At 51.2% G+C, this 14,723-nt stretch carries 14 protein-coding genes and 1 pseudogene; 6 read left to right on the top strand and 9 right to left on the bottom strand.

Features of this window, described 5'->3' with window-relative positions:
- The first annotated feature begins 82 nt into the window (after nt 1-82).
- The 4 genes from R6H26_RS12830 (at nt 83) to R6H26_RS12815 (ending at nt 3,948) form a co-directional block, all read left to right on the top strand.
- Nucleotides 83-1,834, top strand: a complete 1,752-nt coding sequence (locus tag R6H26_RS12830; protein ID WP_404790775.1) for a lipoxygenase family protein — start codon at nt 83-85, stop codon at nt 1,832-1,834.
- An 89-nt stretch (nt 1,835-1,923) separates the two neighbouring features.
- On the top strand, nt 1,924-2,394 hold the full coding sequence (locus tag R6H26_RS12825) for a VanZ family protein (RefSeq protein WP_404790774.1): 471 nt from the start codon (nt 1,924-1,926) through the stop codon (nt 2,392-2,394).
- A gap of 32 nt (nt 2,395-2,426) precedes the next feature.
- On the top strand, nt 2,427-2,789 hold the full coding sequence (locus R6H26_RS12820; protein ID WP_404790773.1) for a VOC family protein: 363 nt from the start codon (nt 2,427-2,429) through the stop codon (nt 2,787-2,789).
- Nucleotides 2,790-2,823: 34 nt separating this feature from the next.
- Nucleotides 2,824-3,948, top strand: a complete 1,125-nt coding sequence (locus tag R6H26_RS12815; protein ID WP_404790772.1) for a glycosyltransferase family 4 protein — start codon at nt 2,824-2,826, stop codon at nt 3,946-3,948.
- A gap of 143 nt (nt 3,949-4,091) precedes the next feature.
- Here the strand turns inward: R6H26_RS12815 and R6H26_RS12810 are convergent, their stop codons facing one another.
- Nucleotides 4,092-4,667 carry an SMI1/KNR4 family protein gene (locus R6H26_RS12810; RefSeq protein ID WP_404790771.1) on the bottom strand — a complete coding sequence of 192 codons (576 nt, stop codon included), beginning with the start codon at nt 4,665-4,667 and terminating at the stop codon, nt 4,092-4,094.
- A 131-nt stretch (nt 4,668-4,798) separates the two neighbouring features.
- Here R6H26_RS12810 and R6H26_RS12805 point away from each other — a divergent pair.
- Nucleotides 4,799-6,066, top strand: a pseudogene (locus R6H26_RS12805) (IS630 family transposase).
- Nucleotides 6,067-6,302: 236 nt separating this feature from the next.
- Here the strand turns inward: R6H26_RS12805 and murJ are convergent.
- Both murJ and murA read right to left on the bottom strand, forming a co-directional pair.
- Entirely contained in the window at nt 6,303-7,982 is a 1,680-nt protein-coding gene (gene murJ, locus R6H26_RS12800) for a murein biosynthesis integral membrane protein MurJ (RefSeq protein WP_404790770.1), read from the bottom strand.
- 82 nt (nt 7,983-8,064) lie between these two features.
- Nucleotides 8,065-9,402, bottom strand: a complete 1,338-nt coding sequence (murA, locus tag R6H26_RS12795) for a UDP-N-acetylglucosamine 1-carboxyvinyltransferase (RefSeq protein WP_404790769.1) — start codon at nt 9,400-9,402, stop codon at nt 8,065-8,067.
- A 196-nt stretch (nt 9,403-9,598) separates the two neighbouring features.
- Here murA and R6H26_RS12790 point away from each other — a divergent pair, with 196 nt between their 5' ends.
- Nucleotides 9,599-10,423: an ABC transporter permease gene (locus tag R6H26_RS12790; RefSeq protein WP_404791311.1), complete on the top strand. Its 825-nt coding sequence runs from the start codon at nt 9,599-9,601 to the stop codon at nt 10,421-10,423.
- Nucleotides 10,424-10,460: 37 nt separating this feature from the next.
- On the opposite strand, the gene R6H26_RS12785 is transcribed toward R6H26_RS12790, so the two are convergent.
- The 6 genes from R6H26_RS12785 to R6H26_RS12760 form a co-directional block, all read right to left on the bottom strand.
- The gene (locus R6H26_RS12785; protein ID WP_404790768.1) at nt 10,461-10,964 is read right to left on the bottom strand and encodes a GNAT family N-acetyltransferase; all 504 of its coding nucleotides are present in this window, start codon (nt 10,962-10,964) and stop codon (nt 10,461-10,463) included.
- Between the two features lie 49 nt (nt 10,965-11,013).
- Nucleotides 11,014-11,745, bottom strand: a complete 732-nt coding sequence (locus tag R6H26_RS12780) for a class I SAM-dependent methyltransferase (protein WP_404790767.1) — start codon at nt 11,743-11,745, stop codon at nt 11,014-11,016.
- 113 nt (nt 11,746-11,858) lie between these two features.
- On the bottom strand, nt 11,859-12,287 hold the full coding sequence (locus tag R6H26_RS12775) for a hypothetical protein (RefSeq protein WP_404790766.1): 429 nt from the start codon (nt 12,285-12,287) through the stop codon (nt 11,859-11,861).
- A gap of 77 nt (nt 12,288-12,364) precedes the next feature.
- Nucleotides 12,365-13,141 carry an alpha/beta fold hydrolase gene (locus tag R6H26_RS12770; protein ID WP_404790765.1) on the bottom strand — a complete coding sequence of 259 codons (777 nt, stop codon included), beginning with the start codon at nt 13,139-13,141 and terminating at the stop codon, nt 12,365-12,367.
- A gap of 140 nt (nt 13,142-13,281) precedes the next feature.
- Nucleotides 13,282-13,698, bottom strand: coding sequence for a DsrE/DsrF/DrsH-like family protein (locus R6H26_RS12765; protein ID WP_404790764.1), 417 nt, complete (start codon nt 13,696-13,698; stop codon nt 13,282-13,284).
- Complete coding sequence (locus R6H26_RS12760) at nt 13,686-14,711, bottom strand: homocysteine S-methyltransferase family protein (protein ID WP_404790763.1); 1,026 nt, start codon at nt 14,709-14,711, stop codon at nt 13,686-13,688. The genes R6H26_RS12765 and R6H26_RS12760 overlap by 13 nt, the downstream gene beginning before the upstream one ends.
- Nucleotides 14,712-14,723 lie beyond the last annotated feature (12 nt).

The following is a 14,723-nucleotide window of genomic DNA, read 5'->3' as shown; positions in this document are numbered from 1 at the left end:
ACAAAATAATAGAGTCCATCAAAAACTGTATTTATCGATCGTTTATAGAATCTTGGGACTTTATCCTCAAGGAGTATTATTTATGGTTACTTCCTCCTCTGAAAAATCCTATGAATGGGAGCTGACGCCTCACTACGCTCCCCCACACATCAAGGATCTGCCCAAAGGGCAGGGGTTCACTATTGGCAAGATCGTTCGATTTGACAGCATCGTTGCCAAAGGCGTGCTGGGTTTTATCTTTGGCGAGTTTTTGTACGGTCTCAGGCGCTTTCGGCTCGGAAAGCTAAGGTTTCAAATGACCGCCGACTTGGGCCTTGCGGAAGTGCTGAAGTCTATTAGTAAGTGGAATCGACTCGAAGATTTTGAGTATTTTTATAAACCTTGGACCAGTTTTGTCAGGCCGAAGGTGGCAGATACTTGGCATACAGACCTCGAATTCGGTCAAGAGCGCCTGTGCGGCATCAATCCTGCATTTATCCGCAAATGCCGACCGGAGGACTTGCAAGTTGGGGGAAACTTCCCCGTGACGGATGAGCTGGTGCGCGGATTGCTGTCAGAGGGAGAAACTCTAGCCGCTGCCCTGGCTGGCGATCGCCTGTATCTCCTCGACCATCAAATGCTCAGCAATATCCTGACACCCGAGCTAGAGGATCAGCTGGGCAAATATTTCGTATCGCCCCTTTGTTTGCTGCACGTCAATGCAAAAGGGCGGCTCCTGCCCATTGCCATTCGGTTGTGGCAGGGCGACGGGTTTGATGACTTCGACAAAAATCCTATTTTTACGCCCAATTCGCCCGCTCAAAGTTGGCTGACGGCCAAAGTGGCCGTGTCCAGTGCCGAAATTGCCTATCAGGGGATCGTTTCGCACCTGCTCAATACTCACTTAATTGTAGAAACCTTTGGAGTGAGTACCTATCGGCAGTTTTCGCCCGACCACATTATTTTCCAGTTGCTCGAGCCCCACTTTTTTAATACCTTTGCCATCAATGAAATGGCACGAGGCATTTTTCTAGGCCACAATGGCTTTTTTGACGAGACCGGAACGTTAGGCTATACGGGTTCTAACGAACTGCTCGAACGGGCCTACTGCGGAACGGGCAGAAATTACGAAGGCAAGCCTTTTCTATTTTATCGAACCGCACTGCCACTAGACCTAGAGACTCGGGAGGTCTCCAACCTCCAGGGGTACTACTATCGAGACGACGCCCTTTTGATTTGGGATGCGATTCAAACCTACGTGAGCGATATCCTGAAGCTGCGGTACAAATCGTCTGCGGATTTGGCGGGCGACAGCGAGCTCCAAGCCTGGAAACAGGAGCTGGTCAGTCCTGAGTTCGGCAGACTGCAAGGGTTGCTGCCTCCCGAAAAAGCCGACCAAATTACCGGACCGCTGACAGAACTCGAGGATCTGACGGCAATTTTAACCACCCTCATTTTTACAGCCACCGCCCAACACTCTGCGGTCAATTTCGGCCAGTACGAGTACGCGGGATGGGTGCCCAATATGCCTTTTGCCATCTATCACCCCTATACAGACGTCTCAAACCGGCAACCACCCACTTCAGAACTCGTCACGCGGTTCCCCGATCGCTTGCAGACCATCAAGCAAATGATTTTGGTCAAGGCATTGAGCATGCCAACGCCCCAGAGCAGCCCCTCTCTGCTGTCGATGAAGAATCCGTTCAAAGATCCAGAGGCTCGGAAGGTGTTTCAAGCATTTCAAGGCGATCGCCTCAAACAAATCGAGGAGCAGATTGCAGCGCGTAACGCCGCCGTGGAGCTGCCCTATATACGATTGCTACCCTCTAATATCGCCCAAAGCATTGCCATTTAGCTTGTTCGGGGTTCCGTGCGGACTCAATGGCAAACATTAATTTGCTAAGGTGGACGGAAAATAGAGATTGGAGCTAGGAGCAGTTGACCTTGAACGAAACTACACCCCTGCGTCGGAGTCTCTTCTTAGGCGTTTGGCTGATCTGGATGGGGATTGTATTTTATTTTTCCACCCAAACCTGGGGTGGAGCGGAAACGCAATCCTCGCTGGATCGGCTCCTAACGCTCTACGTTCCGTCGGTGCGGGAAATGCTCAGCACGTCCGATCTCGGGCATCTCAACTTTGCGATTCGCAAGTTAGCGCACTTTACCGAATATGCTATTTTGACCTTCTTGGGATACTGGGCGTGGTCCAAAAGCCTGGGACGCGCCCCCCAGCAGGCCATCCGTATCGCGCTTGCAATCTCGATTTTGTTTGCTATTTCCGATGAATTTCACCAGCTTTTCGTCCCAGGGCGAACGTCTCTCTATACCGATGTGTTGATCGATTGTTTGGGGGCCTCGCTTTTGGCTTTGACCCTCCAACAATGGATCGCGCGGACTGCAATCGCGAAAGCTTAATTTTGGACTTGGAGCGTAGGGAGGATCGAGAGATGGTTGTGACTCAGTTTCTGCACGCAGCTTTGCTCGTAACCGATCTCGATGCCGCAAAGCATTTCTACGAAACGGTGCTGGAATTGCCCCCAGTCGAGCGAAGCCTATCTTTTCCCGGACAGTGGTATCAAGTGGGTGCCGTGCAGCTCCATTTAATTACGGCTGAAGCTTTAATCGGCGATCGCGTCAACGCGCAGAAATGGGGGCGCAACCGTCACTTGGCATTGGCCGTGACTGACCTGGATGCCATGAAGCAGCGTCTTGAGGCCCACGGGTGCGACGTCCAAATGAGTGCCTCCGGACGGGCCGCGCTCTTTGTCTGCGATCCTGACGGCAACCTCATCGAGTTGGCGCAAGTCTAGATCGCGGTTTACCCTCAATTGCTGCCGATGATTCATGATAAAACTGCTGTCTCTATTCCCGCTGCACTGCAACAATACGGCGGTCAGTCATATTTTTTTATCTGTATGCGGACCTTGGCAGACGAATGCCTTGACCGCGCAAATGTTGGTGCCCAGTTGCTCGCCGCAATGCCGACAGCCTTCACTGATGGAGGCCATTCCACCTCTTTTGCAGCGGTTTTACTACCGCTTTCCCCAAGCGCCGAGGCGCCGTACAGATCGGTATTTCCTCAAGCACTTTCAAGCCTACGACGCCGTATACTTGTGGCCGGGAACCTCCCTAGAAGTGACGCAACAGGTTAAGGCCAGTGGTAAGCCTATTTTCCTGGAGCGATTCAACTGCTTTCAAGGCAAAGCCAAGGTAATTCTGGACGAGCTATACGCTCGAATCGATCGCGAGCCGCAGCACCCCATTACGGCAGCCAGTATCCACCACGAGCGCTCCGAGCTAGCGCTGGCGGACTATATTTTTTGCCCCAGCCCGGAGGTAAAGCGATCGCTCCTAGAAATCGGCATCGCAGAACAAAAGCTGATCTCCAGCAGCTACGGCTGGGAACCCGATCGATTTAGAGCGGCTCGGTTGGAACGCGTCGAACCAGAGGACTTTACGGTGCTGTTTGTGGGTTCCATCTGCATGCGGAAGGGCGCTCACGTGCTGCTACGGGTCTGGGAAAAAGCAGCCATCTCAGGTCGGCTGATTCTATGCGGCGACATGGAATCGGCGATCGCCCAAAGCTGTGCCAGTATTTTGAAGCGCGAGGACGTCCAGCACGTTCCCTTCACGCCAGATGTGAGCCGTCTGTACGCTCGAGCGAGCGTGTTTGCGTTTCCGAGCTTTGAGGAAGGTTCGCCTCTAGTGACCTACGAGGCGATGGCCCACGGTCTACCCATTTTGACGTCACCGATGGGGTCGGCAGGCGTCGTGCGCCATGGCATGGACGGTTTTATCCTGCCGCCTGACGACGACGATGCTTGGGTCGAAGCGTTGCGAACCTTCGCCCATCATGCTGGGGAGCGAACGCGGCTGGGAACATCGGCGCGGAAACAAGTTCAGGAATACACTTGGGAAAAAGTTTCCGCCCGTCGCGCCGCCCAGATCGTCGAGCGAGTGAAACCCTAGCTCAATGATGCTGATTTTGATAGAGGCAACGCGGCTGGAAATGTTCCGCAGCGTTGTGCTCGCTCAAATGAGAGAAGCTGCAAGGATTTAGCCCATTAGGCACCAAGAATTGGCTTAAGGCTTTGTTCCTTAACTATGAACCCTTATAGAGGTGATGGAATCCAATACTCTGGACGACGGTTGTTTTGAATCACTTCGTCGAACAGTTTGATGAGCCAGTCTTCAAACGAGTCGGCAATCACATGCTCTGCATGCCAATCGTCAAACGAATAGTCGTGTTGACTATCCAGCACTTTGTACTCTGAATTGGCATAAGTAGTGATATCAAAACTACAGAAATCACCCGTACCTATATAACCTAAATAACAAAAAGCAATATACTTTTTATCACCATCATCTTCTACGTAAACTTTATCTTGATTCTGGTTAAACTCAACAAGAGAACTTGTACTTTGAATCAGAATTCCACTATCGGCAAACCATGTTGGCGTAGTCTGAGTAATCTCAAATCTCGGCTGATCGGAGCAAAAGATATTTGCTCCATTACTAAATTTCAAAAATTCTTTATAGCTAATTGGCAGAATAAACCCAAGATCTTCTTCACATCGCTGGATTTCATCTTGTTTGGCAGGAGAATTAAATTTAAATTCCAACTTAATACTTCGAGCCTTTAATATCTGCTGTGCCTGCTTAACTTTTTCTGGAATCCATGTATACATAAGTAATCCCTCTACACAAGTGTAGCTCGGAAAGCAAATGGAAACTTACCAATTTAGGTTACTAAAACTAGTAGTCCACCAACTCAATTTTGACTAGTATTGCTAGACTTCTCTTAAACAAGAGAGGGGCTATGAGTCAGAAAAAGTACATCGTGGACTTGAGTGATGGAGAAATCCAAGAGTTGGAGCGGGTCATTAGAAGCGGGAAGCACTCAGCTCGTAGACTCACTCGTGCCCATATATTATTGCAGGTTCACGAAGGGAAGAGCGATCGTCTCATTGCTGAGAACTTGAGAGTAAGCCTTTCAACGGTTGAGCGCACTCGTGAGAAATTTGTTGAGGCTGTTAGTTTAACCGAAGCCCTTGGCGATCGCCCTCACCCTCCTAAACTTCGTAAGCTAGCCTGCATTATTCATGACGATTTTGGAAAATCCTCGAAATCTATGCCAACCAAACAATCTGGCGATTTGCCTAAAAAACAGTCTGTTTTTGGAGGGTGCCGTTCCATCTGTGTTCTGGCGATTGGGGAATAATCCAGGCTAGATGTTAAAGCAGAAGCCATCTTAATCGCGACCGCCTGCTCAGATGCCCCAGAAGGGAGAGCAAAATGGACGATGCAACTGCTAGCTGACCGCTTGGTCAGCCTGAAGGTAATTGACTCAATTAGTGATGAAACCGTCCGGCAAACCCTTAAAAAAACAAGATTAAGCCATGGCTCAAAGAACAGTGGTGTATTCCTGAAGTAGATGCCAAGTACGTCTGTCGCATGGAAGATCTACTGGATTGGTATGCCCAAGCCTATGACCCTAAACGTCCGGTCATCTGCTTTGATGAGCGGCCTTGTCCTCTGATTGAAGAAGTTCGAGTTCCCATCCCCGCAGAACCTGGACAACGAGAGCGCTATGATTTTGAGTACAAACGCAATGGGGTTGTCAATCTATTTGGATTTTTGGAACCATTAGCTGCCCAACGGCACATGGAGGTGACAGCGCGACGTACAAAAGTTGATTTTGCCCATCCAATGAAGGCTCTGGTGGATATCCATCGTCCTAATGCAGATTGTATTCGGGTTGTCCTCGATAATCTCAATACCCATCACCCTGCCACCCTGTATGAAGCCTTCGCACCTCAAGAGGCGAACCGTATTCTAAAAAAACTTGAATTTCATTACACGCCCAAGCATGCCAGTTGGCTCAATCAAATAGAGATTGAATTCTCTGTGCTTTCACGCCAATGTCTTGACCGACGGATTGCGACCCAGCAGGAGTTGACGAATGAAATCAAAACTTGGCAAGACCAGCGCAATACCCAAAAAGCCACGGTCAATTGGTGCTTTTTAAGCGCGGATGCACGGATTAAGTTGGAACGCTTGTACCCTGTCCTTGACCCAAAAAACTAGTCAAAGCTCCTTTGGTAGACTACTAGGTTGATTAAAGAGGGATATGTGTCCAAGTAGTTACCAAAATCTTACCCTTCATCCTACTACTTAGTGGTACAGAAAATTCTTCAAACCTCCAAAATCTTATGATGAAAAGCTTTTGAATACTTTAATGGTATCGGATAATGGTATCGGAGAGGGGTATTTAATGGGATGCTTAAGTTCCTCAACTTCAGGCAAACCCATAGCTGCCCTAATTAACGTCTGAGAAATGAGGGTAGACGGCTCTGCAACCGAGCTGCAAAAAGATCGAATTCGGGGACTTTGAGCTGGGCGGCGATCGATCCAAAAAGGGTCAAGCCCACTAATCCTGACAGGCAGAGTTCTAGGAGGATTGCTAAAAAGCCTTGCTGGCTGATGAAAGACTGCAGCCCTAACAGAACGCCCCAACTGCTGAACCCTGCTACGGCACTAGCCACTGTAAGACCCAGGATGGGCTGAATCCACGATCGCAAATTCAGCCCGTCGAGCCGCCGATTTAAGACGAACAGCATCATGATCGTCGAACTAATGTTGACCGCGACTGTAGCTAGAACCAGTCCTGGCGCGCCAAAGGGACCGACCAAAAAGAAGTCGAACAGCGCGTTCAGAAAAATGTTGATAATACTAATGCGGAAGGGCGTATCGCCATCCCCCAACGCATAAAAAACGCGGACCAAAACATCGCGGCTTAAGTAGACAAACATGCCCACGCTGTAAGCCACCAAAACGGCTCCTGTAATTTTGGACGCTTCCGAATCAAAGGCGACGCGCTCGTAAATCAGCCGCACGATCGGCAGCGCCAACGCGACCAATAGCGCGCTCAAGGGCAACATCGCCACCGCCGTAATTAAAATGCCCTGACGAATGCGCGCTTTAAGTTCGTCCCAGTTTTCAGGGTCGGCCAAGCGCGAAAAGACGGGCAGCAACGGCACTAAAATCATGTTCGACAAAATCCCCAAGGGAGTTTGGACGATTAAACTGGCATACCCCATTGCAGACACGGCTGCGGCTGCATTGGGAATAAACGAGGCAAAAAATAAATCGGTCCACACGTTGATCTGCATCATCCCAGACGAAAACGTCGCTGGGCCTAATACCTTAATCACGTCTCGGACTTCCGGTCGGTTGAAATCGAATCGAGGCCGAATCCCTCCCAAGCCGGAACGCCACTGGACCGGGAGCTGGACCAGCCACTGCAAGACTGCCCCAGCCAGGATGGACCAGGCTAGGATCGCGCCACCATACATGGCGTAGTCCGGCGCTGTTATTTTTGGCCCTAACTGAAGGGCGAGTATCCCCAATCCTGCCAGAACGGTGACGCTGGAAAAGATCGGGCTAATGGATGGCAGCCAGTACTGGTCGGCGGCGTTGAGGGTGCCAAAGCCAATGCCGATGAGGCCCGCCAACACGGCCATGGGTGCCATGATCTGAAATTGCACGACGGCGATCGCCTTGGTCTCCTGCAGCGTCTGAAAAGCAGCATCTGAGATATTCTTCGCCTGAGCGGCTTCGCGCGTGATGTACAGCCCCGGTGCGACCAAGTGCATCAAGGGATCGGCAAATACGATCAAGACCACGGTTAGTGCTAATAAAGCCAGTACCACCAAAGTGGTGACGGTTTCGACAATTGGAGCAATTTCTTCTCGCTTCTTTTTGGCCAGCGTGCTCACAATTGCGCTGTGAAAGGGACCGTTAATGCCTCCCAACAAAATTAACAAGAAGCCAGGGATCACGTAGGCAAAATTATAGGCTCCAGCAGTAGGGCCTACGCCAAAGGCCGCAGCGATCGCCACCGTCCTGCCCAATCCGGCAACTTTACTCAGGAGGGTGGCGATCGCCACGATGGTGGCAATATTGGCTAAAGAACGACGGGACGATTTCGGCGACTCACTCACAACAGGCTATGCCTAAGAACAAACATTCACCTATTTAAGCGCGAGTGTTGACCCGTTGAACGCCCATTCGAGAGAAAGGTTTCTAAGAAACGCCCACCAACGCGGGTGAAGACTGCCCTTGGATACGCTCGACCCGAGCGCCCAGGCCCCGCAGCTTCGCTTCAATATTTTCATACCCCCGATCCAGGTACTGAAGTCCCGAAATCGTGGTTTGACCTTCCGCTGCCAGCGCTGCTACGACCAAAGCGGCAGACGCTCTCAAGTCTGTGCCAGAAACTGGCGCGCCAGACAGGAATGGAACGCCGCGAATGACCGCGTGATTGCCTTTGACCTTAATGTGAGCGCCCATCCGAATCAGCTCGGGGACGTGACCCAAACGATTTTCAAAGACGGTTTCCGTAATGACGCTATTGCCTTCGCAGAGGGTTAATAGGGACATAAACAATGCCTGCATGTCGGTTGGGAATCCGGGGTAAGGCAAGGTTTCGATGTCGGTTCCGTGATACAGCATCCCTGGAACGACGCGCAAAACATTGCGATCTTCTTGGACCACGCCTACGCCAATATCTTTGAGCTTTGCGATCGCCGCAAATAGATGCTCGGGCACCACGTTGGACACGGTAATTTCAGACTGGGTGATGGCACCAGCTACCAAGAACGTTCCGGCTTCAATCCGATCCGGGATGATCGTGTAGTCAACCCCGTGCAGCTTCGGCACGCCGTCAATGACAATCGTGGTGCTGCCAGCACCTTGAATTCGCGCTCCCATTGCGTTGCAGAAATCGGCAAGGTCGATGACTTCTGGCTCTTGGGCCGCGTTTTCCAAGATGGTTTGGCCCTCGGCCAATGCTGCGGCCATCATGAGAGTTTCGGTTGCGCCTACGCTGGGATAGTCGAGATAAATATGGGCGCCTTTGAGGCGGCGAGCAAACGCGTTGACAATGCCGTGCTCGATATAGACTTCTGCACCCATTTTTTGCAGTCCTCGAACGTGCAGTTCTACGGGACGCGCGCCGATGGCACATCCGCCCGGTAGAGGCATTTTGGCAACACCCGTCCGTGCGAGCAGAGGCCCGAGGGCAAAAAAGCTAGCCCGCAACTGACTGACCAGTTCGTACGGAGCTTCGGTTTTGGCGATGTGGCTGGCATCGATCGTCAGCCCGTCGTTATTGCGCTGAAGCTTAACCCCAAGCGCCGATAAAATTTTCCCCATGCTTTCGATATCGGCAAGGTCAGGAATATTGCGGAGTTGGCAAGCATCCGACGCCAATAAAGCACCAGTCATGAGAACCAAGGCTGAATTTTTAGCCCCGCTGATGGATACATTTCCTTTTAAGGAAGATCGGCCCCAAATTCGGAGGACGGGTTTTTCTTCCTGGAGAGAAGCCGTATCATTCTGTAAGCTTTGAGAGAGAGTCATGGATCCGTCCTCACACACCTAAAATTTGCTGGAAAACGCAAACGAATGGTCTAGATTCTACCTGAAAGAGTGAAATTTGCAGCATTAAATGTTCTGACTTTTTAAAAATAACGTGAATCGATCCATGACTTTTGCTAAAATCCGTCGCCCCCGATTCTTGAAAACCCTCTCCCAGTCTGGGTTGTCGACGCAATTCATGGCTTTGGGAATTGTCATCAGCGCAATATATGTTTGTACGGCGCTGCTGTCGCCGTGGTTCCAATCCATCGGCTGGCTCCAAAATCCAACGGAGTTTCTCAGCAACCCGATTAACGACCCCCCCTCGATGGCTCACTGGTTTGGCACCGACGTGCAGGGCTATGATGTCTACGCGCGAACGCTCTTTGGCTCTCAAGCGGCTCTCCAAGTGGTCGTGGTAGCTACGGTATTCAGCCTCGTTATCGGGGTGCCGCTAGGGTTGTTTAGTGGGTACTTGGGGGGACGACTCGACCGCGCGCTGCTGTTTTTGATGGACACGATTTACACGCTGCCTGGATTGTTACTGTCGGTGACGGTTGCGTTTGTGGTGGGGCGAGGGGTGCTGAACGCGGCGATCGCCCTGAGTGTGGCCTACGTGCCGCAGTACTATCGCGTGGTGCGCAACCATACCGTCAGCGTGAAGACCGAGCTGTTCATCGAGGCAGCACAAGCGACGGGGGCTTCCCCGTGGCGAGTATTGACGCGATATTTACTGCTGAATGTTATTCAGAGTGTACCCGTCCTGTTTACGTTAAATGCAGCGGATGCAATTTTGACGTTAGCGGGCCTCGGTTTTTTAGGGCTAGGGTTGCCGGAGGAGGTGCCAGAGTGGGGCCACGACCTCCGACAGGCGCTCAGCGGTCTATCGACGGGCGGCATCTGGTGGACGGCTTTGTTTCCAGGGTTGGCGATGACGCTGTTGGTGGTGGGGCTATCTTTGGTGGGAGAGGGCTTAAACGATCTGATCAATCCACTGCTGCGTCGCAATAGCTGGCGGCAATAAGCAGTGACATCTCTCTAGGATGTAAATTGCAACTGCTTCAGAGCGCCTTGAAGTATCTAGCAACTGGAAAAAGCTCAAAGCCCGCCTTTTCATAGGTATGTCGCGCCGGAGCATGACCTGGATCTCCGGCGGTCTCGACCATCGCGATCGCCATACCCGCCTCTCGCATCCGATCCAGGGCAAACTGGACGAGGGCGCTCCCAATGCCGCGCCCCTGAAACTCTGGATCGACCGCAATCATGTAGATTTCGCCCATACGATCGTCAGGATGCAGTTTCACGGCAGTAAAGCCGACGATCGTTCCTGCATCCAGATTTTCAGATGTATCTGCGGCGATCGCAACCCAGACGCTTGCGTTTTTGTCCGCACAGATCGCCTCTACCGCTTGTTGTTGACTCGCCTGCCAATGGTCGGGATAGAAGACCTGGTATACATCGGGATTGAGCACCTGTTTCAGAGAATTGAAAACAGGCTCCCATGCCCGTAGTGAAAGACGAACGACTGCATCCAAGTGGCTGGAATCATAGGGTTTAATTTGCATTACATCCATCCTCCAAGAGCTGGGCGATACTTCTGGTTCAGAATATCAGCTAGATTGGTTTGTAGGCGATCGCCACCATCCGAGCGGGGGGCAGGCTAAAGGCTCCATAGCGATCTGTAATATCCACCTGAAACCCATTTTGCCTCAAGGTTTTAGCTAAATTTTCCATATTGAAGAGCCGTAGAAAATGAACTTCGTCAGTCCGTCGATACAGATCTCCAACCTGCCGTAGCGCGATAATCCGACGGGTGAGGAGCTGTTGAATCGGATCTTCTTGCTTTTCAACCAGCACAATCCAATCCTGGCCCTCAGTGAAATGTCTCGCGACTTCTCCCGGTGCCGCATGACCGGGGACGACGACATCGAAAATGAAGACCCCACCGGGCAACAGCGTCTGATAGATACGCTGGAACAGAGCCTCTAAAACCGCATCCGAATTGGCATCGAAAGCATAACTCAGACATTCGCCAATGGAAATCACCGCACAACAGGGCGGGATTTCGGCAGTAAACAGAGAATCTACCCGAAATTCAGCAGTGGGGACTCTGGTTTGGGCGATCGCAACCATAGCTGCGGAAATATCGATTCCCAAGACTTGATAGCCCGACTGATGCAGGATTTCAGTAGATAGGCCACTTCCACAACCTAACTCCACAATTAATCCCGATTGGATCTCGCGATGTTTGAGAATGTCCAGAATGCCGGGGGCTGATTTCAGGGCATAATCTCTAAAGCCCACATCATGAATATAGGCCAGATCTTCGCCATACCAAGCCGTCATGGAAATGCTCCTGCTAAAGTATTAATGTCCTAGTGGTTGTAGCGATCGCCATCAAGGATTCATCGATCGCATTAACTTTAACTTCTCGCAACCAGGTTAGGAGATTCAGTAGTTTATTGAGATGGATGATGATTTTTGGTACGAATGGGATAGAGCCAGCTTGCCAGAATGCCATATGCACAGAACTCTACAACTCCAAAGAAGAACCATTTCAGTGTTAAAAGCGGGGGGATAGGGTACAACACGTATTGATTGAGATTCACTAGCAGCCCCGCTAGAAGTGCAAAAAACAAACCATGCTTCAAGCCTTCTTGCCAAGTACCTTGTCGAGCAACGTAGGTATAGCTCCAGACAAACAGAAAGGCTAATCCAGCGGTTAACAACAATGCCAATCCCATCGGACGATCGATTGTCGATCGAGTAATACCAGTCAAAGCAGCATTGGCCTCTCGAAGAATAACACCATGGATCGAGCTATTCCAGAGTATTGCAAAGATAAAGATGACAGCAGAGGTGGTAATCAGACGTTTATAGTTCATCATTTTACCCATCCTTGAATCGCTATTCGTTGTTGTTATGGGATTGTTCCTGAGGTTTAACAGGGAGTAACAGCCAAATATCACCCAAGCAAAAAGCGAAGTACTGATTTGGCATACATCTGAGGTGCTGTGGTCATTCCTTCGTGGGCCTGACCGGGTAGTTCTTCAATACGGACATCAGGAAGAACTGCCGCGATCTCATCGGTGACATAGAGGTCGCGGGGGCTTTCAGTGCCGATTTGAAGCAACACTGGAACTCGCAGCTCGCGAAAGCGATTAACGTCAAAGTCGTACCGATTCAGCGCCCGCAGATCGCCCAGGGATGCCCGAGCATCGGCGACAATTGGCAACCAAAGCTCAGTGTTTCGCAGCTCGTCTAGTTCCTCAATAGGAACGCGCAGGGCATCGCGAAAGAACGTCACGGCAAATTTATCCCAGTCGTCTGCCTGCGCCAGCGCTTCTAATCGTTTGAAGACCTCTGGGTTGATAGCACGCGGATCGGGCGGTTCGTAAAGCACCAACTTGCGCAAGCGATCCGAGACTTTGGCCGCTGCGGCGAGCGCGATCTGAGCGCCGTAGGAGTGACCCAGCAGAAAAACAGGTTCGTCGATCGATTGAATCAACGTCGCGACATCAAGGCTTTCATTCTCCAGGCTGTGACCGACTGTTGCATCCGTTTCGCCGCGACCGCGACGGGCGATCGCGTAAACGGTAAACTGGTTCTCAAACAGGGGTTTCACGAACTCCCAGTTGCTCTGATGGTCGCTGAAGCCACCATGCACGAGAACGAGGGGCGGACCGCTGCCATACTTGTCATAGGAGATGGTGCGGTGGTCGGTTGAGGTAATGTGTTGCATAGAGTGACCTCCAAAAGAGTCCGATTGGGGCGATGGGCGAGATGGATTCAGAACCCAAATAAACTTATGGGCGGCTCGATCGTGGGTTCCTTGAGGACTCAAGAGTTGAATTCATCGGCATTCAGAGGCGATCGCCTACCTCAGAAATACTGACAGTGATCGGCCTTAATCGCTTTCTCTTCCAAAAACCAGAGCGCATCGACAATCCCATCGGCTTCTGGAATCAGTTGCGATGTGGTGACGTCGAACGTGGCGGCGGCGAGTTTGCAGCCGTAGAAATGCACGTTACCCGTCTGCTTCACAAACTTGATAAAGTCGTATATTTCCAGCGGGTCGCCGTCGTGTTGCAATCGTTCCTTGAACCACTCCGCTTTGGTTGCGTGCAGGGGATCGATTTTGAGTGCCTTGGCACCTTTTTCTGTCAAAACGCGCACGGCCCATAGCACGAACAACATATTGACTTCGATGCCCTTTTTCGCTGCGACGTAAGCAAATGTCAATGGCGTGTACAGGCGATCGTAGGCGTCATCGCGTACAACAATGGCTAGTCTTTCCATGACAATTCTCCTTTGTTCGCTCTAGAAATGCTGTAAAGATTTGAAACGCCGTTGGATAGATGGGTCCAAAATACGGGTAAGCAAGCTTTGCAGATGGCCTCAATGTGGCGATCGTCGGTGCCGCAACAGCCGCCCAGGACATTGATCTGGGGGAATTGGCGCAGCAGGTCGCGATATTGGCTGCCAAATTCGGCTGGATTGCCTTCGTCCAAGGTGTCTGACTCATTCAATTCGGCATGGTTCTTGGCGGAGGCATTGGCTCGGATGCCGCGAATGCGTTCTACCCAAGGCTCGCCAGGGGTCAGTATTTCCAGAAAATGGGTGGGGTGAGCGCAGTTGATTGCGTAGTAGGCGGGTGCTTGGTTAGTAGCTGCATCCACTTGGAGGATCGCATCCTTTAAGCTTTGTCCGGTGGGCAATTTGCCATCGGTTTCCACCGTGAAGGAAATCACCACGGGCATTCCTACCGCTTGGGCTGCCTGGACAATGCCGATCGCCTCTTCTACATAGTTGATCGTCATGGCGGTCACCAAGTCCGCATCCGTATCCCGGAAGATCTGAGTTTGAAAGCGATGGTAGTCCGCCGCTTCTTCCACCGTCATGGCATTAGCCGGAATATAGCCATCGCCGCGTGGGCCAATACAGCCGCTGATCGCAATTCGGGTTTTTTCCGTTTCGTATTCCTGACGAATGTCTTGCAATAGGGCGATCGCTTTGCGGTTGATATCAGCCAAATCTTCGCGGCTATGGCCGAGTTTGGTGCCCCAATCGAGGTTAGCTCGCCAAGTCGCACTTTCTAAAATCAAGCCAACGCCATAGTTTTGGGCGAGGATACAGTAGGTTCGAAAGTATTGTTGGATCGCCTGATATCCGGCTTGATGCTTCAATAAATCAAAGGATGCAAATTCTGGTAATTCCCATCCGTTATGGAAGATGAGTGTCGTTTCCATCCCGCCATCGGTGATAAATAAATCGCTGGATAGTTGGGGCAAGTGATGTCTATAGGTAGCCATATTGTTTCTCCT

This window comes from Altericista sp. CCNU0014 (assembly GCF_044923475.1).
In the GTDB taxonomy this organism is placed as follows: domain Bacteria; phylum Cyanobacteriota; class Cyanobacteriia; order Thermosynechococcales; family Thermosynechococcaceae; genus JAAURS01.
This window is presented reverse-complemented; position numbering and strand designations above follow the sequence as displayed.